The organism is Halomonas sp. KM072, from assembly GCF_050710315.1.
GTDB classification, from domain to species: domain Bacteria; phylum Pseudomonadota; class Gammaproteobacteria; order Pseudomonadales; family Halomonadaceae; genus Vreelandella; species Vreelandella hamiltonii.
The window spans coordinates 2,709,952-2,731,563 of record NZ_CP136132.1; the positions used below are offsets into that span (position 1 = coordinate 2,709,952).

The 21,612-nt window shown below is 61.0% G+C and carries 23 protein-coding genes; 13 read left to right on the forward strand and 10 right to left on the reverse strand.

Going from position 1 to position 21,612, the window contains the following annotated elements:
• Nucleotides 1-43: 43 nt before the first annotated feature.
• Together tsf and rpsB are read right to left on the reverse strand one after the other, a co-directional pair.
• A complete protein-coding gene (gene tsf, locus RVM26_RS12750; RefSeq protein WP_039175232.1) occupies nt 44-913 on the reverse strand; it encodes a translation elongation factor Ts in 870 nt (289 codons plus the stop codon).
• 216 nt (nt 914-1,129) lie between these two features.
• Complete coding sequence (rpsB, locus tag RVM26_RS12755; RefSeq protein WP_498938993.1) at nt 1,130-1,879, reverse strand: small ribosomal subunit protein uS2; 750 nt, start codon at nt 1,877-1,879, stop codon at nt 1,130-1,132.
• A 323-nt stretch (nt 1,880-2,202) separates the two neighbouring features.
• Between rpsB and map the strand changes: the two genes are divergently transcribed.
• From map to RVM26_RS12790, 7 genes are all read left to right on the forward strand, one after another.
• Complete coding sequence (gene map, locus RVM26_RS12760) at nt 2,203-2,994, forward strand: type I methionyl aminopeptidase (RefSeq protein WP_498938995.1); 792 nt, start codon at nt 2,203-2,205, stop codon at nt 2,992-2,994.
• A complete protein-coding gene (locus RVM26_RS12765) occupies nt 2,994-5,669 on the forward strand; it encodes a [protein-PII] uridylyltransferase (RefSeq protein ID WP_498938997.1) in 2,676 nt (891 codons plus the stop codon). The genes map and RVM26_RS12765 overlap by 1 nt, the downstream gene beginning before the upstream one ends.
• A gap of 96 nt (nt 5,670-5,765) precedes the next feature.
• Nucleotides 5,766-6,962 carry a pyridoxal phosphate-dependent aminotransferase gene (gene dapC, locus RVM26_RS12770; RefSeq protein ID WP_498938999.1) on the forward strand — a complete coding sequence of 399 codons (1,197 nt, stop codon included), beginning with the start codon at nt 5,766-5,768 and terminating at the stop codon, nt 6,960-6,962.
• 33 nt (nt 6,963-6,995) lie between these two features.
• Complete coding sequence (locus RVM26_RS12775; protein WP_016915053.1) at nt 6,996-7,343, forward strand: Spx/MgsR family RNA polymerase-binding regulatory protein; 348 nt, start codon at nt 6,996-6,998, stop codon at nt 7,341-7,343.
• Between the two features lie 41 nt (nt 7,344-7,384).
• The gene (gene dapD, locus RVM26_RS12780; protein WP_039175227.1) at nt 7,385-8,410 is read left to right on the forward strand and encodes a 2,3,4,5-tetrahydropyridine-2,6-dicarboxylate N-succinyltransferase; all 1,026 of its coding nucleotides are present in this window, start codon (nt 7,385-7,387) and stop codon (nt 8,408-8,410) included.
• Nucleotides 8,397-9,569, forward strand: a complete 1,173-nt coding sequence (dapE, locus tag RVM26_RS12785) for a succinyl-diaminopimelate desuccinylase (RefSeq protein ID WP_498939001.1) — start codon at nt 8,397-8,399, stop codon at nt 9,567-9,569. The genes dapD and dapE overlap by 14 nt, the downstream gene beginning before the upstream one ends.
• Nucleotides 9,566-9,955, forward strand: a complete 390-nt coding sequence (locus RVM26_RS12790; protein ID WP_039175225.1) for a hypothetical protein — start codon at nt 9,566-9,568, stop codon at nt 9,953-9,955. The genes dapE and RVM26_RS12790 overlap by 4 nt, the downstream gene beginning before the upstream one ends.
• Before the next feature lie 70 nt (nt 9,956-10,025).
• On the opposite strand, the gene RVM26_RS12795 is transcribed toward RVM26_RS12790, so the two are convergent.
• Complete coding sequence (locus RVM26_RS12795) at nt 10,026-10,553, reverse strand: cold-shock protein (protein ID WP_287808842.1); 528 nt, start codon at nt 10,551-10,553, stop codon at nt 10,026-10,028.
• Between the two features lie 110 nt (nt 10,554-10,663).
• Here RVM26_RS12795 and RVM26_RS12800 point away from each other — a divergent pair, with 110 nt between their 5' ends.
• Entirely contained in the window at nt 10,664-10,912 is a 249-nt protein-coding gene (locus RVM26_RS12800) for a SlyX family protein (RefSeq protein ID WP_039175223.1), read from the forward strand.
• A 24-nt stretch (nt 10,913-10,936) separates the two neighbouring features.
• Here RVM26_RS12800 and ald read toward each other — a convergent pair whose 3' ends face one another.
• Nucleotides 10,937-12,052 carry an alanine dehydrogenase gene (gene ald / locus RVM26_RS12805; RefSeq protein WP_498939004.1) on the reverse strand — a complete coding sequence of 372 codons (1,116 nt, stop codon included), beginning with the start codon at nt 12,050-12,052 and terminating at the stop codon, nt 10,937-10,939.
• A gap of 321 nt (nt 12,053-12,373) precedes the next feature.
• Between ald and RVM26_RS12810 the strand changes: the two genes are divergently transcribed.
• On the forward strand, nt 12,374-13,564 hold the full coding sequence (locus RVM26_RS12810) for an AAA family ATPase (protein WP_287808844.1): 1,191 nt from the start codon (nt 12,374-12,376) through the stop codon (nt 13,562-13,564).
• Nucleotides 13,564-14,115 (forward strand): DUF4276 family protein, encoded by a 552-nt coding sequence (locus RVM26_RS12815; protein WP_081136749.1) that lies wholly within the window; start codon nt 13,564-13,566, stop codon nt 14,113-14,115. Before RVM26_RS12810 ends, RVM26_RS12815 begins: the two co-directional genes overlap by 1 nt.
• A gap of 24 nt (nt 14,116-14,139) precedes the next feature.
• Here the strand turns inward: RVM26_RS12815 and RVM26_RS12820 are convergent, their stop codons facing one another.
• The 6 genes from RVM26_RS12820 to radC all read right to left on the reverse strand — a co-directional run bounded on the left by RVM26_RS12820 (nt 14,140) and on the right by radC (nt 18,212).
• Nucleotides 14,140-14,574 (reverse strand): acyl-CoA thioesterase, encoded by a 435-nt coding sequence (locus RVM26_RS12820; protein ID WP_016915062.1) that lies wholly within the window; start codon nt 14,572-14,574, stop codon nt 14,140-14,142.
• A gap of 48 nt (nt 14,575-14,622) precedes the next feature.
• Complete coding sequence (locus RVM26_RS12825; RefSeq protein WP_016915063.1) at nt 14,623-15,813, reverse strand: class I SAM-dependent rRNA methyltransferase; 1,191 nt, start codon at nt 15,811-15,813, stop codon at nt 14,623-14,625.
• Between the two features lie 45 nt (nt 15,814-15,858).
• Nucleotides 15,859-16,686: a bifunctional DNA-formamidopyrimidine glycosylase/DNA-(apurinic or apyrimidinic site) lyase gene (gene mutM / locus RVM26_RS12830; RefSeq protein WP_016915064.1), complete on the reverse strand. Its 828-nt coding sequence runs from the start codon at nt 16,684-16,686 to the stop codon at nt 15,859-15,861.
• Between the two features lie 140 nt (nt 16,687-16,826).
• On the reverse strand, nt 16,827-16,982 hold the full coding sequence (rpmG, locus tag RVM26_RS12835) for a 50S ribosomal protein L33 (protein WP_009098622.1): 156 nt from the start codon (nt 16,980-16,982) through the stop codon (nt 16,827-16,829).
• Nucleotides 16,983-17,020: 38 nt separating this feature from the next.
• Complete coding sequence (gene rpmB / locus RVM26_RS12840) at nt 17,021-17,257, reverse strand: 50S ribosomal protein L28 (protein WP_016915065.1); 237 nt, start codon at nt 17,255-17,257, stop codon at nt 17,021-17,023.
• Nucleotides 17,258-17,537: 280 nt separating this feature from the next.
• On the reverse strand, nt 17,538-18,212 hold the full coding sequence (gene radC, locus RVM26_RS12845; protein ID WP_227407084.1) for a RadC family protein: 675 nt from the start codon (nt 18,210-18,212) through the stop codon (nt 17,538-17,540).
• 157 nt (nt 18,213-18,369) lie between these two features.
• On the opposite strand from radC, the gene coaBC reads away from it, so the two are divergent.
• From coaBC to RVM26_RS12860, 3 genes are read left to right on the forward strand one after another with little or no spacing between them, the layout of a single operon-like run.
• Nucleotides 18,370-19,701 carry a bifunctional phosphopantothenoylcysteine decarboxylase/phosphopantothenate synthase gene (gene coaBC / locus RVM26_RS12850; protein WP_498939008.1) on the forward strand — a complete coding sequence of 444 codons (1,332 nt, stop codon included), beginning with the start codon at nt 18,370-18,372 and terminating at the stop codon, nt 19,699-19,701.
• Nucleotides 19,698-20,153: a dUTP diphosphatase gene (gene dut, locus RVM26_RS12855; protein ID WP_081136753.1), complete on the forward strand. Its 456-nt coding sequence runs from the start codon at nt 19,698-19,700 to the stop codon at nt 20,151-20,153. The genes coaBC and dut overlap by 4 nt, the downstream gene beginning before the upstream one ends.
• A 33-nt stretch (nt 20,154-20,186) precedes the next feature.
• A complete protein-coding gene (locus RVM26_RS12860) occupies nt 20,187-21,575 on the forward strand; it encodes a phosphomannomutase/phosphoglucomutase (protein ID WP_498939010.1) in 1,389 nt (462 codons plus the stop codon).
• The last annotated feature ends 37 nt before the right edge of the window (nt 21,576-21,612 follow it).

A 21,612-nucleotide genomic window follows, 5' to 3' on the forward strand; every position in this document is an offset into this window, starting at 1 on the left:
GTGCGCTCGCGCGCACGCCATCATCTTACAGAAACATTCGACCTTAGCGACGGCCAGCCTGTTCCATAACTTCTTTGGCAAAGTCGACTTCTTCTTTCTCGATGCCTTCGCCCACTTCGAAACGAGTGAAGCTGACCACTTCACCGCCAGCCGCCTTGACGAATTCGGCAACGGTCTGGTTCGGGTCTTTGACGAAGGGCTGCTCGGTCAGGCTGTTCTCGGCCAGATACTTCTTCAGACGGCCTTCGACCATCTTCTCGGCGATCTGCTCGGGCTTGCCTGCCATGTCCGGCTGCGCCAGAATGATGGCTTTTTCTTTGTCCAGCTCTTCCTGGGGCATGTCGGCCGGATGAGCCACGGCTGGGTTGATGGCAGCAACGTGCATGGCAACGTCCTTGGCAACCTCGGCATTGCCGCCTTTCAGCACGGTCAATACGCCAATACGGCCACCGTGAACGTACTCGCCAACCAGGCCAGCGTCCACTGCGTCTACCACGACGGCACGACGCACGCCGATGTTCTCGCCGATTTTCTGAACCAGCTGCTCACGCGCAGACTCCAGGTCGCCCGCCATCACGGCAGCCACGTCTTCGCTCTTGGCAGCGAAGAACGCATCAGCGATCTTGTTGGAGAAAGCGATGAAGTTGTCGTCGCGGGCAACGAAATCGGTTTCAGAGTTGATTTCGACCATGACGCCGTAGCTGCCGTCTTCGGCAACACGCGTTACCACGGCGCCTTCTGCAGCGGTACGACCCGCTTTCTTAGCGGCTTTTAGGCCAGAGCTTTTACGCAGGTTTTCGATCGCCACGTCAATGTCGCCGCCGGCTTCGGTGAGTGCTTTTTTGCACTCCATCATGCCAAGACCGGTACGTTCGCGCAGTTCCTTAACCTGAGAGGCGCTGATAGCTGCCATGAGATTTCACCTCGGAAATGGTTCTAACTGAGAGTTAAACGCGCTACAGAGTATACGCACGATAGATGACCGTTGCGTATCACGGTGCAGAGCGCTTGCCGGCACCTGGTGCTCGGCGTGATCGGCCCGCCTGGGCGTGCCCAAAGCGGGAAAAAGGGGGCATAAGGCCCCCTCTTGACGATGCGGCTCAACTGCCCGCCGCACCCACTGCCAGCGTTACTCGGCAGCAGCGTCAGCGTCGGCAGAAGCGGCTTCTTCCGTCACTTCGACAAACTCTTCGGGACGACCTTCTTTCGCACGGGTGCACGCGTCAGCAATCGCCTTCACGTAGATCTGGATCGCGCGGATGGAGTCATCGTTACCCGGGATCACGTAATCAACGCCATCCGGGTTAGAGTTGGTATCTACCACGCCAATGACCGGGATACCCAGCTTGTTGGCTTCGTTGATCGCGATGCGCTCGTGGTCAACGTCGATAACGAACAGTGCGTCCGGCAGGCCGCCCATGTTCTTGATACCACCGATAGAACGTTCGAGCTTCTCTTGCTCACGCGTGGCCATCAAGACTTCTTTCTTGGTCAGCTTCTCGAACGTGCCGTCTTCGCGCATGACTTCCAGGTCACGCAGACGCTTGATGGACTGACGAATGGTCTTGAAGTTGGTCAGCATGCCGCCCAACCAGCGATGGTTGACGAACGGCTGGCCAACACGGTTGGCTTCTTCCTTGATGATCTTGCTCGCGCTGCGCTTGGTACCAACAAACAGGATCTTGTTGTTGGAAGACGCCATCTTCTCGACCACGTCGATCGCTTCGTTCAACGCCGGCAGAGTGTGCTCAAGGTTGATGATGTGGATCTTGTTGCGCGCGCCGAAGATGTATTTGCCCATCTTCGGATTCCAGTACTTGGTCTGGTGACCGAAGTGAGCGCCTGCCTTCAGCAGGTCACGCATATTGACGTGAGACATGGTAAAACTCCTGAAACTCGGGTTAGGCCTCCACGCACCCCATGGATCCGACCAGTAGCACCGCCAGGCGTTGCTAAAGGCACCCGGGACCATGTGCCGGTGCATGTGTGTTTTCAAGGCTTGCTATCTTGCAACCCAGCCATGCTGAGTTGCGCTCTTGTTGCCCTTGCCTGCCGCCTGCGCCAGCAAAAGAAGCTGCGGATGGCGATTGCAGGAAAGCGCGCGGCTTTATACCATAGATCATTGCCAAGATGAAGTCGCCGCTGCGTTATAGCTGCCAAAATGACCGCTCATCCCCTACCCTGAAGCCACATCGAGAATTCATGAACGTTCCTATCAAGACGCCTTCTGAAATCGAGAAAATGCGCGAAGCCGGACGCCAGGCCGCCAGCGTCATCGAAATGATCACGCCGCACATCCAGGCAGGCATCAGCACCGGCGAGATCGACCGCCTGTGCCACGAGTACATCGTCAACGAACTGGGCTCGGTTCCGGCGCCGCTGAACTATCACGGCTTCCCCAAGGCCACCTGCACCTCGATCAACCACGTGGTGTGCCACGGCATCCCGGATGACGCCAAAAAGCTGAAAAGCGGCGACATCATGAACCTGGACATTACCGTGCGCACCCCCGACGGGTACCACGGCGACTCCAGCGTGATGTTCGTGATCGGCGAGACCATCCAGGGCGAACGGCTGTGCCGCATCACTCAAGAGTGCCTGTACAAGAGCATTGCGCTGGTGAAACCCGGCGTGCGTCTTTCCGAGCTGGCACGCGTGATTCAGCAGCATGCCGAAGCCCATGGCTACTCGGTGGTACGTGATTTCTGCGGCCACGGCATCGGTGCCGACTTCCACGAAGACCCGCAGTTCCTGCACTACGACGGCTATGCACCGGATGCCGACATCCGCCTAGAAGCGGGCATGTGCTTCACCATCGAGCCGATGATCAACGTGGGCGGCTACAAGACCAAAGTGTTGCGCGACGGCTGGACTGCGGTGACCAAGGACCGCAGCCTGTCGGCCCAGTGGGAACACACGCTACTGGTCACCGACACCGGCGTTGACGTGCTCACTGCGCGCAGCGACGAAGACTTTAGCTTTCTGAACGCCTGATGCTACTACACCACTACCGGTTCGAGCCGGATACGTCGCTGTTCGATCTGGCGCTGTTTCGCACCGAGCTGGCCGGGGCACGCTCTCCCATTGCCCCGTTCAAGGCGGCGCTCAAGGAGATTCAGGCGCGCCTCGACGAGCAGTTTCGCGCGGGTGCGGACATTCGTGATCTGGTACGTGGCCGCGCATGGTATCTCGACCAGCTGCTGGCGATTGCCTGGCAGCACCATGCCTGGCCCGACACCGGCATCGCCCTGGTGGCAGTGGGCGGCTACGGGCGCGGAGAGCTGCACCCCCACTCGGACATCGACCTGCTGCTGCTGCTCGAACACGATGACGACACTCCCTACCGGGAGCCGCTGAGCGCCTTCGTGACGTTCCTGTGGGATATCGGCCTGGAGATCGGCCATAGCGTACGCTCGCTCAACGACTGCGAGCGGGAAGCCGAAGCCGACGTGACGGTCATCACCAACCTGCTGGAGTCGCGCTTGATCGCAGGTCCCGAGCGCCTGCGTGAACAGATGCGTGAGCGCCTGAGCGCGCCCCACGTATGGCCCGCCGACCGCTTTTTCGAGGCCAAGTGGCAAGAGCAGATCTCCCGCCACTATCGCTACAACAACTCCGAGTACCACCTGGAGCCCAATCTGAAAAGCTCGCCCGGTGGCCTGCGAGACATTCAGATGATCGGCTGGGTCGCCAAGCGGCACTTCGGCACCGAGCAGTACACCGACATCGTCGCCAACGGGTTCATGAACGACGCCGAGCTGCGCATCCTCAGCCAGGGGCAGTCGTTTCTCTGGCAGGTTCGCTACGCCCTGCACATGCTCACCGGGCGCGCCGAAGACCGCCTGCTGTTCGATCACCAGCGCACCATCGCCGACATGTTCGGTTTCAAGGACACACCCGAGCGGCTGGCCGTCGAACAGTTCATGAAGCGCTACTACCGCCATGTGACGGCGCTGGCAGGCCTCAACGACATGCTCTTGCAGCACTTCGACGAAGTGATCCTGCGCGGCAAGGAGTCGCTGGCCACCATCAAGCTCAACGACCGCTTCGAGATCAAGGGGGGCTATATCCAGGCCCGCTCGCGCAGCCTGTTTCGCGAACGCCCGGCGGCCATGCTGGAGCTGTTTCTGCTGATGGCCAAGCACCCGGAAATCGAAGGCGTGCGCGCCGACACCATTCGCCTGATCCGTGACCATCGCCATCAGATCGACGACCACTACCGGGAAGACCCCCGCCACCAGCGGCTCTTCATGGCGCTCATGCGGGCACCGGGCAACGTGCCTCGCCAGCTCCGGCGCATGAACCGTTACGGCATTCTGGGCAAGTACCTGCCGGAGTTCGGCCGAGCGGTGGGGCTGATGCAGCACGATCTGTTTCATATCTATACGGTGGACGCCCACACCCTGCGCCTGCTGAAATTTCTGCACGGCTTCCGCAAGCCCGAGGCAAAGGACGACTTCCCGGTGGCCGCCAACCTGATCCACCAGCTACCCAAGCTGGACCTGCTGTGGATCGCCGGGCTGTTCCACGACATCGGCAAGGGGCGTGGCGGAGACCACTCTGAAATCGGCGCCCGTGACGTCGAGCAGTTCTGCCGTCGTCATCACGTCTCGCAGCACGATACGAACCTGGTCAGCTGGCTGGTCGAGCATCACCTGCTGATGTCGATGACCGCCCAAAAGCGAGATATCAGCGACCCGGATGTGATCCGCGACTTCGCACTGATCGTGCGCGACGAGACCCGCCTGGACTACCTTTACGTGCTCACCGTTGCCGATATCAACGCCACCAACCCCACGCTGTGGAACGGCTGGCGGGCATCGCTTTTGCGCCAGCTCCACGCGGAAACCAAACGTGCTCTGCGCCGTGGGCTGAAAAACCCACCGGATCGAGACGACTGGGTGCGCGAAACCCGCACTGAGGCGCGCTCGCTGCTGCAAACAGTCGGCGTCGATAGTGGCCAAATAGACCAGCTCTGGGAGTCGCTGGGGGAAGATTACTTCCTGCAGTACGCACCCAGCGAAATTGTCTGGCAGACTCAAGGCATTCTGGCGCACCAGCCGTCACCGCTGCCGTTGGTGCTGATCAGTGCTCCCACCGCCGACATGGCCGAAGGCGGCACCAAAGTGTTCATCCACACCCGCTCGGTGGATGACCTGTTCGCCGCCACTGCTGCCGCCATGGAGCAGCTCGGACTCTCGATCCACGATGCCCGCATTGCTACTTCCCACAACGACTGGACACTCAACACCTTTATCGTACTGGATAGCCATAGCCAGCCGATCCGTGACCCGCTGCGCATCGAAGAGATGCGCAGCCACCTGGTGGAAGAGCTGGACGACCCGGACGACTACCCCGAAATCGTCACTCGACACACGCCGCGCCAGCTCAAGCACTTCAAAGTGCCTACCGAAGTGGTGATCGAGCAGGATCCGGCCAATGAACGCACCCTACTGGAGCTGACCGCCCCTGACCGTCCTGGCCTGCTGGCCCGGGTGGGGCGCATCTTCATGGAGCAGGATATCGCCCTGTCGGCGGCCAAGATCGCCACCTTGGGCGAGCGCGTCGAGGACGTCTTTTTCATCACCACCAAGGCCGGTGAGCCGCTCACCGACCCCGCCCGTCAACAGCAGCTTCGTAAGCGGCTGATCGACGTATTGAGCGTCTAGCCCAGATGCCTGGCCGAACACCCCCTGGTCGTTGGGTTTGAGCCTGCACCAGGGGTTGCCTATAATCGGCGGTTCGATAAACGGTACGGACTCGCCATGAACTCAGACCTGAATGCCCTGCACCCCTATCCGTTTGAAAAGCTGGCTGCCCTCAAGGCAACGCTCACGCCTCCGGCGGGGCTTGCGCATATTCCGCTGACCATTGGCGAGCCCCAGCATGCCCCTTACCAGGGCGCACTGGATGCACTCATTGCCCACCAGCTGGAGATGGCGCGCTACCCAGCCACCAACGGCCTGCCCGCCCTGCGCGAGACCATTGCCGCCTGGGCCACCCAGCGCTTTGGCCTGGCGGGGCTGGACGCCGAACGTCAGGTGCTGCCGGTGAACGGCACCCGTGAAGCCATCTTCGCCTTCGTGCAGGCGGCGCTGGATCGCACCCGCCCCGCCAAGGTAGCGGTACCCAACCCGTTTTATCAGATCTACGAAGGCGCCACGCTGCTGGCAGGCGGCGAGCCGCTCTACCTGGACTGTACCGCCGACAACAGCTTTCGCCCGGACTTTTCAGCCGTCAGCGCCGACACCTGGCGCGACGTGCAAATCGTCTTTCTCTGCTCACCGGGCAACCCCACCGGCGTAGTCACGCCGCTGGCCGAGTTCAAGCAGCTGATTGCCCTGGCCGACGAACACGACTTCATCATTGCCTCCGACGAGTGCTACTCCGAGCTCTACCTGGACGAAGCCACTCCGCCGCCCGGACTGCTGCAGGCTTGCGCCGAGCTGGGCCGCGATGACTACCGCCGCTGCATGGTGTTTCATTCGCTCTCCAAACGCTCCAACCTGCCAGGGCTGCGCTCGGGTTTCGTGGCGGGCGACGCCGATCTCCTCGCCCCGTTCAAGCGCTACCGCACCTACCACGGCTGCGCGATGTCACTGCCGCTGCAGCACGCCTCCATCGCTGCCTGGCAGGACGAAGCCCATGTGCGCACCAACCGTGACGCCTACCGCGAGAAATTCAGCGCCGTCACCGAGGTCCTTGCACCGGTCATGTCGTTCCCGACGCCCGAAGCCAGCTTCTATCTGTGGCCCGCCGTGCCGGGGGGCGACGATATCGCCTTTACCCAGCGGCTGTTCAGCGAACAGCATGTCAGCGTGTTGCCCGGCAGCCTGATGGGCCGCCCTGGCAAGGATGGCCATAACCCGGGCGCAGGTCGACTACGCTTAGCCTTGGTGGCAGAGCTCGAACCGACCCTGGAAGCAGCCAAGCGACTGCGCCAGCTGATCGAGCGCAGCTAACGCCGCGACACCCCACGACAAGGAGGCTTTTCCATGCTGACGCTATATATCATCAACACCTGCGATACCTGCCGCAAAGCCCGCAAGGCGCTGGAGGAGAGCGGCATTCCCTTCAAGACCCATGACCTGCGCAAGGATGGCCTGTCGGCCAGCCTGCTGGAGCATATTCTCGAGCGGGTGCCGCTGCTGGAAGCCATCAATAAGCGCAGCACCACCTGGCGCAACCTGCCCCAGGAGGAAAAGGATCAGCTGGACGCCACGTCGGCCCGTCGGCTGCTGCTGGAACAACCCACGCTGCTCAAGCGTCCGCTACTCGAAGTCGACAACAGCACCATCCTGGTCGGCTACCGCGACGGCGATTACGACAAACTGAGCGGCTGAACGCCCCCTCTTAGACACACAACCTTGAAGGAAGCCCCGTTATGCTGAGCTTTGCGCTTGGAATTGGTACCCAAAACACCCAGGGTGACTGGCTGGAAATCTACTACCCGGCCCCGCTGCTGAACCCCGACGAGAGCCTGGTGGCCGCCGCCAAGGAAGCGCTGGGCGCCGCTGCCGAAAACAGCCCTGTCAGCTTCCTGCCGGAAGACTGCACCCGCCTGGCCAAGGCACTGGAAGCCGCGGGTCATTCCGAGCAGGCGGCGCTGGCCGAGTCTTTCGCCACCAGCCAGCGCCCGCTGGTAGCGATGTTCCTGGACACCGACCAGGCGCCGCAAACCGTGCCGGAGGTCTACCTCAAGCTGCACCTGCTGTCCCACCGTCTGGTGAAGCCCCACGGCCTGGACCTGACCGGCATGTTCGGCCTGCTGCGCAACATCGCCTGGACCAACGAAGGCGCCATCGACATCGAGGAGCTGCCGGCTCGCCGCCTCAAGGCACGCCTGGCAGGCCGCGCGCTGTCCGTCGACTGCGTCGACAAGTTCCCCAAGATGACCGACTACGTGGTGCCCACCGGCATCCGCATTGGCGACACCGCCCGCGTACGCCTGGGCGCCTACCTGGGCGAAGGCACCACGGTCATGCACGAAGGCTTCGTCAACTTCAACGCGGGCACCGAAGGCCCGGGCATGATCGAAGGCCGCATTTCAGCGGGCGTCATGGTCGGCAAAGGCTCCGACCTGGGCGGCGGCTGCTCCACCATGGGCACCCTCTCCGGTGGTGGCAACATCATCATCAAGGTGGGTGAAGGCTGCCTGATCGGCGCCAACGCCGGTATCGGCATTCCGCTGGGCGACCGCTGCACCGTGGAAGCAGGCCTGTACATCACCGCTGGCTCCAAGGTGACCGTCCTCGACGACCAGGGTCAGGAAGTCAACACCGTGGCCGCCCGTGAGCTGGCTGGCCAGGACGACCTGCTGCTGCGCCGCAACTCGCAAAATGGCCGTATCGAGTGCCTCACCAACAAGAGTGCCATTGCGCTGAACGAGGCGCTGCATGCCCACAACTGAGTCTGCCGCCCTGTCACCGACGCTCACCCTGGCCTTTGACCTGCTGGGTCGTGCGTCGGTGACCCCGGACGACGAGGGTTGCCAGAACCTGATGATCGAGCGCCTCACGGCGCTCGGTTTCCATGTCGAGCAGCTGCCGTTCGGCGATGTGAAAAACTTCTGGGCCGTGCGCGGCCATCATGGCCCGGTGCTGGCCTTCGCTGGGCATACCGACGTGGTGCCCAGCGGGCCGCATACCAGCTGGGAGTTTCCGCCCTTCGAGCCATGCATCGACGAGCAGGGCATGCTCTGCGGGCGCGGTGCGGCCGACATGAAAGGCAGCCTGGCCGCCATGCTGACCGCCGTGGAGCGCTTCGTGGCCCGTTACCCCGACCACGACGGCCGTATCGCCTTCCTGATCACCTCCGATGAGGAAGGCCCCGCCGTGGACGGCACCCGGGCCGTGGTGGAGCACCTGCGCGAACGCAACGAACGGCTGGACTACTGCATCGTCGGCGAGCCCTCTTCCACGGCGCGGCTGGGGGATGTGATCAAGAACGGCCGACGCGGCTCGCTGGGCGGCGTGCTGCATGTCAAAGGGGTGCAGGGGCACGTGGCTTACCCCCACCTGGCACGCAACCCCATTCACCAGGCGCTGCCTGCGCTCGATGCTCTGGCACGCGAGCACTGGGATGCCGGTAACGACTTCTTTCCCGCCACCAGTTTCCAGATTTCCAACGTGCGCGCGGGTACCGGGGCGACCAACGTGATCCCTGGCGACATCGAAGTGGTGTTCAACTTCCGCTACTCCACGGAAGTGACCCATGACGAGCTGCGCTCACGCACCGAGGCAATTCTGGATCAGCACGGCCTTGAGTATCACATCGACTGGACGCTGAATGGCGAACCGTTCCTGACGGCCGAAGGTGAGCTAGTGGAGGCGGCGATTCGTGGCGTGGAAGCCGTGACTGGCGAACGCCCGCAGCTCTCTACCAGCGGCGGCACCTCGGATGGCCGTTTTATTGCCACACTGGGTGCACAGGTGGTCGAGCTGGGCCCGTTAAACGACACCATTCACAAGGTGAACGAGCGCGTGCGCGCTAGCGATTTGGATGCGCTGAGCCGCATCTACGAAGCAACCCTTCAAGCGCTACTGACCACCAACGAGGTAAGCGTATGATGGAGCGGTTTCCGGATATCGAAGTGTACCTGGCCCGCGTGTCGCTGGACGATCTCAACGCCTGGCTCAGCGAGACCCTCGATGCCCCACCCCTGGGCCCGGCGGGCAAAGGCAAGTGGAAAACCCGTGGCCAGCATCAGGGGGAAAGCGTCCCGGTGCTGCTGGTGGACAACGCCGCCGACGGCTTTGCCAGCCTGTGGTTCGACAGCGCCCACACCCCCTGGCACACCGACCAGGAGTGCGCGCAGCACGCGGCCGAAGCGCTCAACGTGGAAGTCCGCTGTTCGCTGGGCGGCTGGCACCCTGGCGATGACCCGGACCGCTTCTGGCAAGTGCTGCCCGGCGGCCAGGAAAAAGCCATCGAATGGCCGGACTCAGGCCGTTAAGCGCAAAAACCCCCGCAAGCGCGGGGGTTTTCTCTTTCAGCACTAATTTATCACTACAGCGCCTGGGCGCTTATTCGATAATGCTGACATCATCGGCCTGAAGGCCACGGTCGTTCTTGATCACGTGGTAACGCACGATCTGGCCTTCGGCCAGCATGCGTGGGCCACGACCGCGTATCGCCCGAAAATGCACGAAGACATCTTCGCCATTGTCCCGGGTGATGAAGCCATAGCCCTTGTTGGTGTTGAACCACTTGACCTCGCCCTCTTCACGGCCATCGTTGGAGTCGATGATATCCTCTTCTTCATCGTCCACCACGGGTGCTGCCTGGGGCTGACGCGGGGCAGGTTTGACCCTGGCCACATCGGCCTTTACCACCATCGGTGGTGCCAGGGCCGCAGCCGCCAGCGTACCGACGAACAACATTGCAAAACAGCCAAGTGCCACAGCGGCATACACACTGAAAGCAGCCTCGGCCAACCACTGTTCAGCCAGAGGTGCATTGGTTAAATGAACAATCCCGGCCAGAAGAAGCGGCGTGGGGGCGGCCAGTAAGATACTGATAAAGAAACAGCGAAAAACAACTTTTGGGTTCATGGATGATAAAAGCTCTCTTGTTGTATGGGTAACAGAAGCAAGACAATACTCGGCCTACCAGGCCCTTTCCTAACAGTACCGAGCATACTACATACGGTGACGATGTTATCATGACAAACGAATTAACGCCTGCCGAGCTCACTCAACGTATTGAATCGTTGGAAAGTCGGCTGGCTTATCAGGAACATTGGCTGGACACCCTGGACCAGGCCGTCGCCCAGCAGGAGCGCCGCCTCGAAAAGCTGGAACAGCTGAGCGCCCTGATGCGTGAACGGCTCCGCGAACAGCATCAGGCGCTGCAAGCCAGCGACTCACAGGGCGGCTTTCGCCCCGAAGACGACATCCCACCCCATTACTAATGGACCCACCGCCTGGCGCGCGGGTCACTTCACCACGCTGGCCGGCTCGATGCTTTCCAGGCCAAACGCCTGGGCGACGGCCCGGTAGGTAATCTGGCCATCGTGGACGTTCAGCCCGGGCAGAAAATGGGCATCGTCTGCCAGCGCCTGGCGCCACCCCTTGTCGGCAAGCGCCAGCACGAACGGCAGCGTCGCGTTGGTGAGCCCCAGGGTAGACGTGCGTGCCACGGCGCCGGGCATGTTGGCCACACAGTAGTGCACGATGCCATCCACCAGATAGGTGGGCTCGGCGTGGGTCGTGGGCTTGCTGGTTTCGAAACAGCCGCCCTGGTCGATGGCCACGTCCACCAGCACACTGCCGGGTTTCATCTCGGCCAGCATGGCACGGGTGATCAATTTGGGAGCTGCCGCGCCAGGGATCAGCACCGCGCCCACGATCATGTCGGCAGTACGTGCCGCGTGGTCCAGCGCATCGGCGGTGGAGTAGACGGTTTTGATACGCCCCTGGTAGCGCGCATCCAACGCTTCCAGCCGGGCCACCGAGGTATCGAGAATCGTCACCTCTGCCCCTAGTCCCAGCGCCATCCGCGCTGCGTTTTCCCCCACCACGCCACCACCAATGACCGTTACCTGCCCCGGTGCCACACCGGGCACGCCGGGCAGCAGCACCCCCGAGCCCCCTTGGGCCTTCTCCAACCCATGGGCACCGGCCTGTATGGCCATACGCCCCGCCACGGTGCTCATGGGGGCCAGCAGCGGCAACCCGCCGCGAGCATCGGTGATGGTTTCATAGGCGATGCAGGTGGCTCCGCTTTTCATCAGCCCTTCGGTCAGTGCCCGCTCGGCGGCCAGATGCAGATAGGTAAACAGCGTGTGCCCTGGCGTCAGGCGCGCCACCTCTTCCGGCTGGGGCTCCTTGACCTTTAGAATCAGCTCGGCGCGCTGCCACAGCGCCTCGACGTCGGCCTCCAATGTCGCGCCCGCGCCTTGGTAGGCGTCATCCTGAAAGCCAGCGCCTTCGCCCGCGCCTACCTGGACACTGACGGAGTGACCACGCCCGACCAGCTCACGTACCCCCGTAGGCGTAAGCGCAACGCGATACTCGTGGTTCTTGATCTCTTTGGGAACGGCAATGTGCATGGCGGACTCTCCTTGGGTCATCAACATCACTGGGTGCACAATGCATTACAGCACAGCAGGCGTGAACCACCAGCCAAAGGGAGCAAAACGAAAAAAACGCCGGTAAAGGCGTTTTTCAACAGAAAATTATAGCGCCTAAATCCCTCGAGTGAAAAATCAACCTTTTCACTAAAGGCTGAGCCACAACCAGGCATGCCCCCATTAGTGCTACCCAGCCGTGCTGCACAGTGTTTTTCCTGATGTTAGGATGATAGCCACAGTCTCACTCGATACCGGTCATCCCGGCGAGCCAAATGGACTGGGTGTTGACGGAGACAAACAATGCATATCGAAACGATTCGAATTAAAAATTTCAAGAGTTTTCGCCACGCCAGGATGGAAGGCTTGCCACGCTTCTGTGTTGTCGTCGGCGCTAACGGCTCAGGAAAATCAACCCTATTTGATGTTTTTGGTTTCCTCAAGGATTGCCTAACCTTCAATGTTAAACAAGCACTGCAGGTCCGTGGCGGGTTTAAAGAAGTACTTAGCCGTGGTATCGACAGTAATGAATCCATTGAGCTGGAAATAAAGTTTCGTATGGATATTGCTGGCGTCGAACGACTGATCTCGTACTTGATCGAAATAGGAATGGAAAATCGACAGGTGACAGTGAGGCGTGAAGTGCTTCGTTACAAACGTGGCCGCTATGGATCACCTTATCACTTCCTGGATTTTTCAGGCGGCGTGGGCTACGCCATCACAAATGAAGAAGATTTCGACAAGCAAGATGAAGAACTTCAAAGGGAGCAGCAAAATGTTGGCAAAGATGCATTGGCAATTAAAGGCTTAGGACAATTCGAACGATTTAAAGCAGCCAATGCATTTCGTCAACTAATAGAAAACTGGCATGTTTCAGATTTTCATATCAATTTGGCTCGTGGTAGCAAAGAGGCCATTGGAGAATTCGAGCATCTCTCTATATCAGGTGATAACTTGCAATTAGTAGCAAGAAATATTTATGAAAATCACCCTGACATCTTTGATCAAATGGTTGAGGCGATGAAGCACCGGGTTCCAGGCATCAATAAAATAGAGCCCATCCAGACGCAAGATGGACGGCTGATTCTAAACTTTCAAGACGACTCATTCATCGACCCATTTATCGACCGGTATGTATCTGACGGCACCATTAAAATGTTTGCTTATCTAGTACTACTCTACGATCCTGAGCCACACCCCTTGCTTTGTATCGAAGAACCGGAAAACCAGCTTTATCCCACCTTACTGTGGGAATTGGCAGAAGAATTTCGTGCTTACGCTGAGAGAGGAGGACAAGTTTTTGTATCGAGTCACTCTCCTGATTTCCTTAATGCCGTACAGGTGGAGGAAGTCTACTGGCTCGTGAAAGAGAAAGGCTATACAAACATATGTCGAGCCAAGGACAATCGACAGCTTGTTGCCTTTATCGAGGAAGGGGATCAGATGGGTTATCTTTGGAAAGAAGGTTTTTTTGAAGGGGCAGGACCAGAATAATGGAACTAGTTTTCTTTTTGGAGGAGCCCTCAGCCAAGGCAATGTTGCAAGGGATAATACCTCGCCTCTTACCAGGCATCGAAACTCGGTATATCGTTTTTGAAGGGAAGCAGGATTTAGAAAAGCGCCTGCCGATACGTTTACGAGCATGGCAAAACCCAGAGTCATGCTTCCTGGTCATGCGTGATCAGGACTCAGGCGACTGCCTGCAAATCAAGCAGCGTCTAGTGACGCTATGCAGCGAGGCAGGCCACCCTGATGCCATCGTTCGCATTGCCTGCCATGAGCTTGAAAGCTTTTATCTTGGAGACCTCAAGGCGGTTGCACAAGCCCTTGGGCCTGCCAGCTTGGCAAAGCAGCAAACGAAAGCCAAATACCGCACCCCTGATCGTCTGAATAACGCAGCTCAAGAGTTGAAGCGCATTGCTCCAAAGTACCAAAAGCTATCAGGCTCTCGTGCGTTAGGCTTAGCGATAGCACTGGAGGGGAATCACTCACAAAGTTACAACCAGCTATTGGCAGGTATTAAAAAGGCATGCGGTATTCGATAGTCAACACTATCAAAACACGGCTGTTTATTCCGCCACCACCGCAGCACCATAAATGCGCTGGTACTCCTCCGGCAAGCGCTTGGGGCGACCGCTGGAAAGCGCGACACAGGCAAACCGCGTGCGCGCCTTCAGCAGCGTCTTGCCGTCTGCTGGCCGTATCAGTTGAAAGCGGCGCGTCAGGCTGAAGCGGCCGTCGCAGTCGACGATCCAGGTGGCCAGGCAGAGCGTGTCGTCTTGAAAAGCAGGGGCGAGGTAGTCCAGCTCGTGGCGGTGGACCACCATCGCCCGGTCCAGCGCCCGATAGCGTTCCAGCGACAGCCCCAACGCCTCGGAGTGGGCCCAGCTGATCTGCTCTACCCAGCGCAGGTACTCGCTGTTATTGACGTGCCGGTAAGCGTCGATGGCTTCCGGCGCGACCTGCAGTGTGAGTACGAACGGCTCTGGCAACGCCCACTCCATGTGTCCACCTCCTTTCCTATGACGACGGCGCTCGACAGCGGGCGATGCTCAGTCGCGGAAGACCCGCACGCCCAGCGCTTTCAAATAAGCAGTTTCGGGAATTGCCGGGTGCACGGGGTGATCCGGCCCCTGATGGCCCTGGAAAATCACCTGGCCATGGCGGTCCTGATGGCGCACGGCACCGCGCACCACATCCACCAGCCGCTCGTGGGCCAGATGCATGGAGCATGACGCCGACAGCAGCAGGCCATCGCGACCCAGCAGGCGCATTGCCTCGCGGTTGAGTCGTGCATAGGCGCGCTCACCGTTGGGGATATCCTTGCGCTTCTTGATGAACGCAGGCGGGTCGAGAATCACCACGTCGAACTGCTCGCCATCGGCTTTCAATGCGGCCAGCGCTTCGAAGGCGTCGCCTTCACCCACGGCCACCTGCTCCTGCACGCCGTTCAGCTCGGCATTGCGCGCCACTTGCTCCAGGGCAACGCCGGAGGCATCCACACACAGCACTTCGGAGGCACCGCTGGCGGCAGCCTGAACGCCCCAGCCACCCACATAGCTGAAGACGTCCAGCACGCGCTTTCCGGCGACCTGACTGTTCAACCAGGCCCGGTTGACGCGGTGGTCGAAGAACCAGCCGGTCTTCTGGCCGTTGAGTACCGGCACCGCAAAGGTCACGCCATTTTCCACCAGCAGCACTTCGTCGGGCAGGGTGCCCTTGACCACTTCCACGTGGGCTTCCAGACCTTCCTGGCGGCGGCCCCCGGTGTCGTTACGGAATACGATGACCTCAGGCTTGATGACCTTTTCCAGCGCATCGACGATCTCGTCGGCCAGCGCCTGCATGCCGGCGGTATTGAGCTGCACGACCAGCACATCGCCAAAGCGGTCGATGATCAGTCCTGGCAGCAGGTCGCCCTCGCCATGAATCAGACGATAGAAGGGCTGATCGAACAGGCGCTGGCGCAGCGCCAGCGCCTGATTGAAACGGTGCACGAACAGCGAGCGATCCAGGCGCATTTCCGGGTCGCGGGACATGATCCGCGCACAGATCAACGAGTGCGGGTTCACGTAGGCCACGCCCAGGGTCTTGCCGTTGGAGGCCTCTATCAAGGCAGGCTCGCCCGCCTCGAAGGTCTTCAGCGGCGTTTCCTTGATATCGACTTCGTTGGAGTAGATCCACAGATGGCCAGCCTTCAAGCGGCGATCGGCATTTTTATTCAGGCGCAGGCGTTGAGTCACAACATTCTCCAGATAAACAAAACAGTTAGCCGCCCAGGGCGGCGCTCAGCGCTGGCAACCGGGGCAGAATACGCTGGCCCGCTGCCCCAGGGTAATGCGCTTGAGTTCGCTGCCACAGCGCAGGCAAGGCTGGCCATGGCGACCGTAGACATTCAATTGCTGGGCAAAGTAGCCCGGCTCCCCCTGGCCGCTGACGAAATCGCGCAGCGTGGTGCCACCTTGGGTAATGGCCGCCGCCAATACTTCCTTGACCGCCTGGGCCAGCGCTTCGTAGCGCGCCAGTGAAATGCGTCCGGCGGCCCGGCGCGGGTCGATGCCCGCCATGAACAGCGCCTCGGCGGCATAGATGTTGCCCGCCCCCACGACCACGCGGTTATCCATCAGAAAAGGCTTCACGGCGACGCGCTTGCCGCGCGACAGTGCGTGGAGCCACCGGCCCGTGAAGGCATCGCCGAGGGGTTCCGGGCCCAGGTGTGCCAGCCGCGTATCGCACTGTGCATCGGCGTGCTGCCAATCGACGAAGCCAAAGCGGCGCGGGTCGTGATAGCGCAATACATGACCGCTGGCGGTGACGATATCCACATGGTCATGCTTTTTGGGCAGATCACCCAGCCGGGCAATCCGCAGGCTACCCGACATGCCCAGGTGCCACAGCAGCGTGGCGTGGCCGGTAGGCGTGGCCAGCGGGATCTGCAGGTATTTGGCGCGCCGGGCAAGCTCACCCACGCGAGCCCCGACCAGCCGCTCGGCCAGATCATCCGGCACGGGAACGCGCAGGCGCGGCTGGCGTACCAGCACTTCGGTAATCTCCTGCCCTTCCAGGTAAGGCGCGATACCACGCCGCGTGGTTTCCACTTCAGGCAATTCGGGCATGATGAAAGCCTATGATGACAGCACAGTGACAGCGATGCTAACACGCGAAACGCGAACGTTAGACATGCAAAAACCCGGCTTGGGGCCGGGTTTTTCAACAGGCGCTCGCCTGCGGTGAAAGCCGATCATCGTAACCGAGGTTACTTGATCTTGGCTTCCTTGTAGATGACGTGCTTACGGACGACCGGGTCGTATTTCTTGAATTCGAACTTATCCGGGGTGTTCCGCTTGTTCTTGTCAGTGGTGTAGAAGTGGCCAGTACCGGCACTAGACACCAGCTTGATCTTATCGCGCATGGTTTAACTCTCCCAAAAATGCTGAGCCAGAAACTGGCTTAGATAGCGTCGCCGCGTTTGCGGATGTCGGCCAGAACCGAGTCGATACCTTTCTTGTCGATGATGCGCATGCCTTTAGAGGAAACGCGCAGCTTGACGAAGCGGTTTTCAGACTCCACCCAGAAGCGATGGGTGTGCAGGTTCGGCAAGAAACGACGACGAGTCTTGCGCTGGGAGTGAGAAACGTTATTACCAGTTACCGGACGCTTGCCGGTAACCTGACATACTTTGGACATGAGAGCCTCCAACCGCTTGGCGAGTTGTTCAAAACTGTCGGGCAAACCGGAGCAGGGAGGGAGTCGACGCAGTTAACCGCCTAGCTGTACCCAAATCCGTTATTCAACCCAAGTTCAAAGGTGGCACTTTATACCAGAGCACCCGGCCACCAGCAAGCGAAACCGCCCAAAAAGGCCAAAAAAGCACGTTTTTGGACAATTTTCGTCACGACAGCCGCAGCATCGAGCGGGCCAGCCTGCCTTTTCGATACTACTGGAGTGCCTGCGCATGAGCTGCCCGCTAGAGCCAGCCGCGCTCGGCAAAGGACACCACGTCTCCGTCTCCCACCACAAAATGATCCAGCACTCGCACGTCAAAGAGAGCAAGGGCATCTTTCAAGCGTTCGGTGATACGTCGATCAGCGTCGCTGGGCTCAGCCACACCCGAAGGGTGATTGTGGGCCAGGATGACAGCGCCAGCGTGGAGTTCCAACGCACGCTTGGCAACTTCGCGGGGGTAAACGGATGCGCTGTCTAGGGTACCGCGAAACAGGGATTCATAGCGAATGATTCGGTGCTGAGTATCCAAAAAAAGTACCGCAAACTCCTCATGCCCCAGGTGGCGCAGCTGCGAACTCAGGTAGTGGCGCACCAGGGCAGGCGAGGTCAACGCGTTGCCGCGTGCCAGCTGGCTGGCCAAATGTCGCCGCGATAGCTCCAGCGTGGCCTGCAACTGGGAAAACTTGGCATCGCCCAACCCACGGGCGGCACAAAACTGCTCTCTGTCTGCCTCCAGCAGCTGCCGCAACCCGCCAAAGCTCACCAGCAGGTCACGCGCCAGGTCTACTGCCGACCGCCCCTGGACCCCCACCCGCAAAAAAATCGCCAGCAGCTCGGCATCCGACAACGACTGCGCCCCCATGGTCAGCAGTTTTTCACGGGGTCGCTCGCCTTCTGGCCAATGATTGATGCCCATCCATACCCCCTGTCCATGCTACCCAGTCCCATGGCGTGTGGCCCACGCCCTCACCCTCACTATACCTAGCGTTATAACACTTCCACCGAGCATGCCAAAATAAACCGCCAAATGGTATGGTAAGCCTCCTTACGACCGTCATACGGGACCGCCTACCATGGCATCACTCTCGCACACCTCCGAGCCATCACTATCCGAGTCATCACTATCAGCGCCATCGTTGACCGCCCTGCTCGCAGGCAAGCGCGTACTGCTGGGCGTCAGCGCAGGCATTGCCGCGTATAAAAGCGCACTGATCGTGAGGCTGCTGAAGCAGGCCGGCTGTGAGGTGCGCGTGGTGATGACCGAGGGTGCTCAAGCCTTCATTACCCCCCTGACGCTGCAGGCCCTCTCTGGCGAGCCCGTGCGCACATCGCTGCTGGACCCCGAGGCAGAAGCCGGGATGGGGCACATCGAACTGGCCCGCTGGGCGGATGCCCTGCTGGTGGCCCCGGCCACGGCCGATGTGATGGCGCGTCTGGCACACGGCATGGCCGACGACCTGCTGACCACCCTGTGCCTTGCTTCGGAAGCGCCACGGCTGATGGCACCCGCCATGAACCAGGCCATGTGGCGCCATCCCGCCACGCAGCGTAACCAGGCACAGCTGGCCGCCGACGGCTGGCAGTTGATCGGCCCTGCCGCTGGCGAGCAGGCCTGTGGCGACGTTGGCCCAGGGCGTATGAGCGAACCCGAAGAGGTCTTCGCCGCCCTTCAACAGCACTTCGCCAAAGCAGCCAAGGTTGCGCCGCCCGCCCAGGGCGCAACGCGCCCTCACGTGGTGATCACCGCAGGCCCCACCCGTGAAGCCCTGGACCCGGTGCGCTACCTGTCCAACCACAGCTCGGGCAAGATGGGCTTCGCCCTGGCCGCCGCCGCCGTGGCGCAAGGGGCTCGCGTAACCCTGATCAGCGGCCCGGTCAATTTGCCCACCCCAGCCGGGGTCGAGCGCCAAAACGTGGAAACCGCCCGGGAGATGCACCAGGCCGCGCTGCAGTTGGCCCCCCAGGCTGCGCTGTTCATTGGCTGTGCCGCCGTGGCCGACTACCGCGCCGCCAGCGCCGCCGAACACAAGCTCAAGAAAACCGACGATCAGGACACGCTGACCCTGACGCTGGTGAAAAACCCGGACATCATTGCCGACGTGGCGGCCTTGCCCAACGGGCAACGCCCCTTCGTGGTCGGCTTTGCCGCCGAAACCCAGGAGGTCGAGCGCTACGCCCGCCACAAGCTCGACCGCAAGGGCCTGGACATGATCGTGGCCAACGACGTGGCCCAGCAAGGGCTGGGCTTTGGCAGCGACGACAACGCCGCCCTGCTGCTCTGGCGTACGTCTGGCGGCACGCAGCAGCACAGCGCGCCACCCCAACCCAAGACCTCGCTGGCCACCCTGATCGTGCAGCAGGCGCTCTCCCTGCTGCCTCACACTTCTCACGGAGCTTCCTCATGAACCGCCCTCGCCTACAGTGCAAGGTATTGGACGAGCGCTTGCGCGACTATCTGCCCTCTTACGCCACCGCTGGCTCGGCGGGCATGGACCTGCGCGCCCTGCTGGACGAACCGCTGACGCTGGCCCCAGGCGAATGCCAGCTGGTGCGTACCGGCCTGGCCATCTACATCGAAGACCCCAACCTTGCCGGCATGATCCTGCCGCGTTCGGGGCTGGGGCATAAGCACGGCATCGTGCTGGGCAACCTGGTGGGGCTGATCGACTCCGACTATCAGGGCGAATTGATGGTCTCGGTATGGAACCGCGGGCAGGCCAGCTTCACGGTCACGCCGTTCGAGCGTCTGGCACAATACGTGCTGGTGCCGGTGGTGCAGGCCGAACTGACCCTCGTCGACAGCTTCACCGATTCTACCCGTGGCAGTGGCGGCTTTGGCAGCACTGGCCGCCAGTAAGCACTCACTAGCGCGCTCTTTCAGGGATTGACCATGACCGTACCCGCTTCGATTTTTCGCGCCTACGATATTCGCGGCATCGTGGATGACACTCTCAGCGAAGCCACCGCCGAGCTGATTGGCCGGGCAGTGGGCTCGGAGGCCGCCGCCCGCGGTGAACACACCGTGATCGTCGCACGGGACGGCAGAGTCTCGGGGCCACGCCTGCAGGCGGCGCTCATCAAAGGACTCCAGGCCGCCGGGCGCGATGTGATCGACCTTGGCATGGTGCCTACGCCAGTGCTCTACTTTGCCACACACACCCTGCCCGAGAGCTGCTCGGGGGTGATGCTGACCGGCAGCCATAACCCGCCCGACTACAACGGCTTCAAGATCGTGCTGGCCGGAGAAACCCTGGCCAGCGAAGCGATCACCGCCCTGTACGAACGCATTCAGTCAGGCGACTTCACCGTGGGCCATGGCCGTGTGCACGCCCACGACCTGCGGGCCACGTACCTGGCGCGGATTCTTGAGGATGTGCAGCTCGCAAGGCCGCTCAGTGCGGTGGTGGATTGCGGCAACGGCGTGGCGGGCGAACTTGGCCCTCAGCTGGTCGAACGGTTGGGGGTGGCCACCACGGCGCTGTTCGCCGAGATCGATGGCCGCTTCCCCAACCACCACCCCGACCCCGGCAAACCGGAGAACCTGCAGGACCTGATGCGCAAAGTGCAGCAGGCAGGTGCAGACATCGGCCTGGCCTTCGACGGCGACGGCGACCGCCTGGGCGTGGTCACGCCGCGCGGGCGAATGATCTTTCCCGACCACCTGATGATGCTGTTCGCCACCGACATGCTCTCCCGCAACCCTGGTGCCAAAGTGGTGTTCGACATCAAGTGTACCGGGCACCTGGCACGGGTGGTGAGCGAGGCAGGCGGCGAGCCGGAAATGTGGCGCACCGGCCACTCGCTCATCAAGGCGCGCATGAAGGAAACCGGCGCCTTGCTGGGGGGCGAGATGAGCGGTCACATCTTCTTCAAGGAACGCTGGTACGGTTTCGATGACGGCCTGTATGCTGCCGCCCGGCTACTGGAAATACTGGCCCGCTACCCAGGCGATGCGGATGCCTTCTTCGACCAGTTTCCCCAGGCTGTGAGCACGCCCGAAATCAACATCACCGTGGCGGATGACGACAAATTTGCCATGGTCGAGACGCTTGCCAGAGAGGGCGACTTCGGCGAAGGTATCAAAACCACGCTGGATGGTATTCGCGTTGACTACCCCGATGGCTGGGGATTGTGCCGAGCGTCCAACACGACGCCCGCGCTGGTGCTGCGCTTCGAGGGGGAAGACAGCGCGGCCCTGGAACGGATACGCGAGCGCTTCGCACGCGCCCTGCAAGGTGTTTCACCTACGTTGACGATACCAGATACCCCCATCACATGATCATGCCGCGAAGCGCACACCACCCGCGCTACGATGA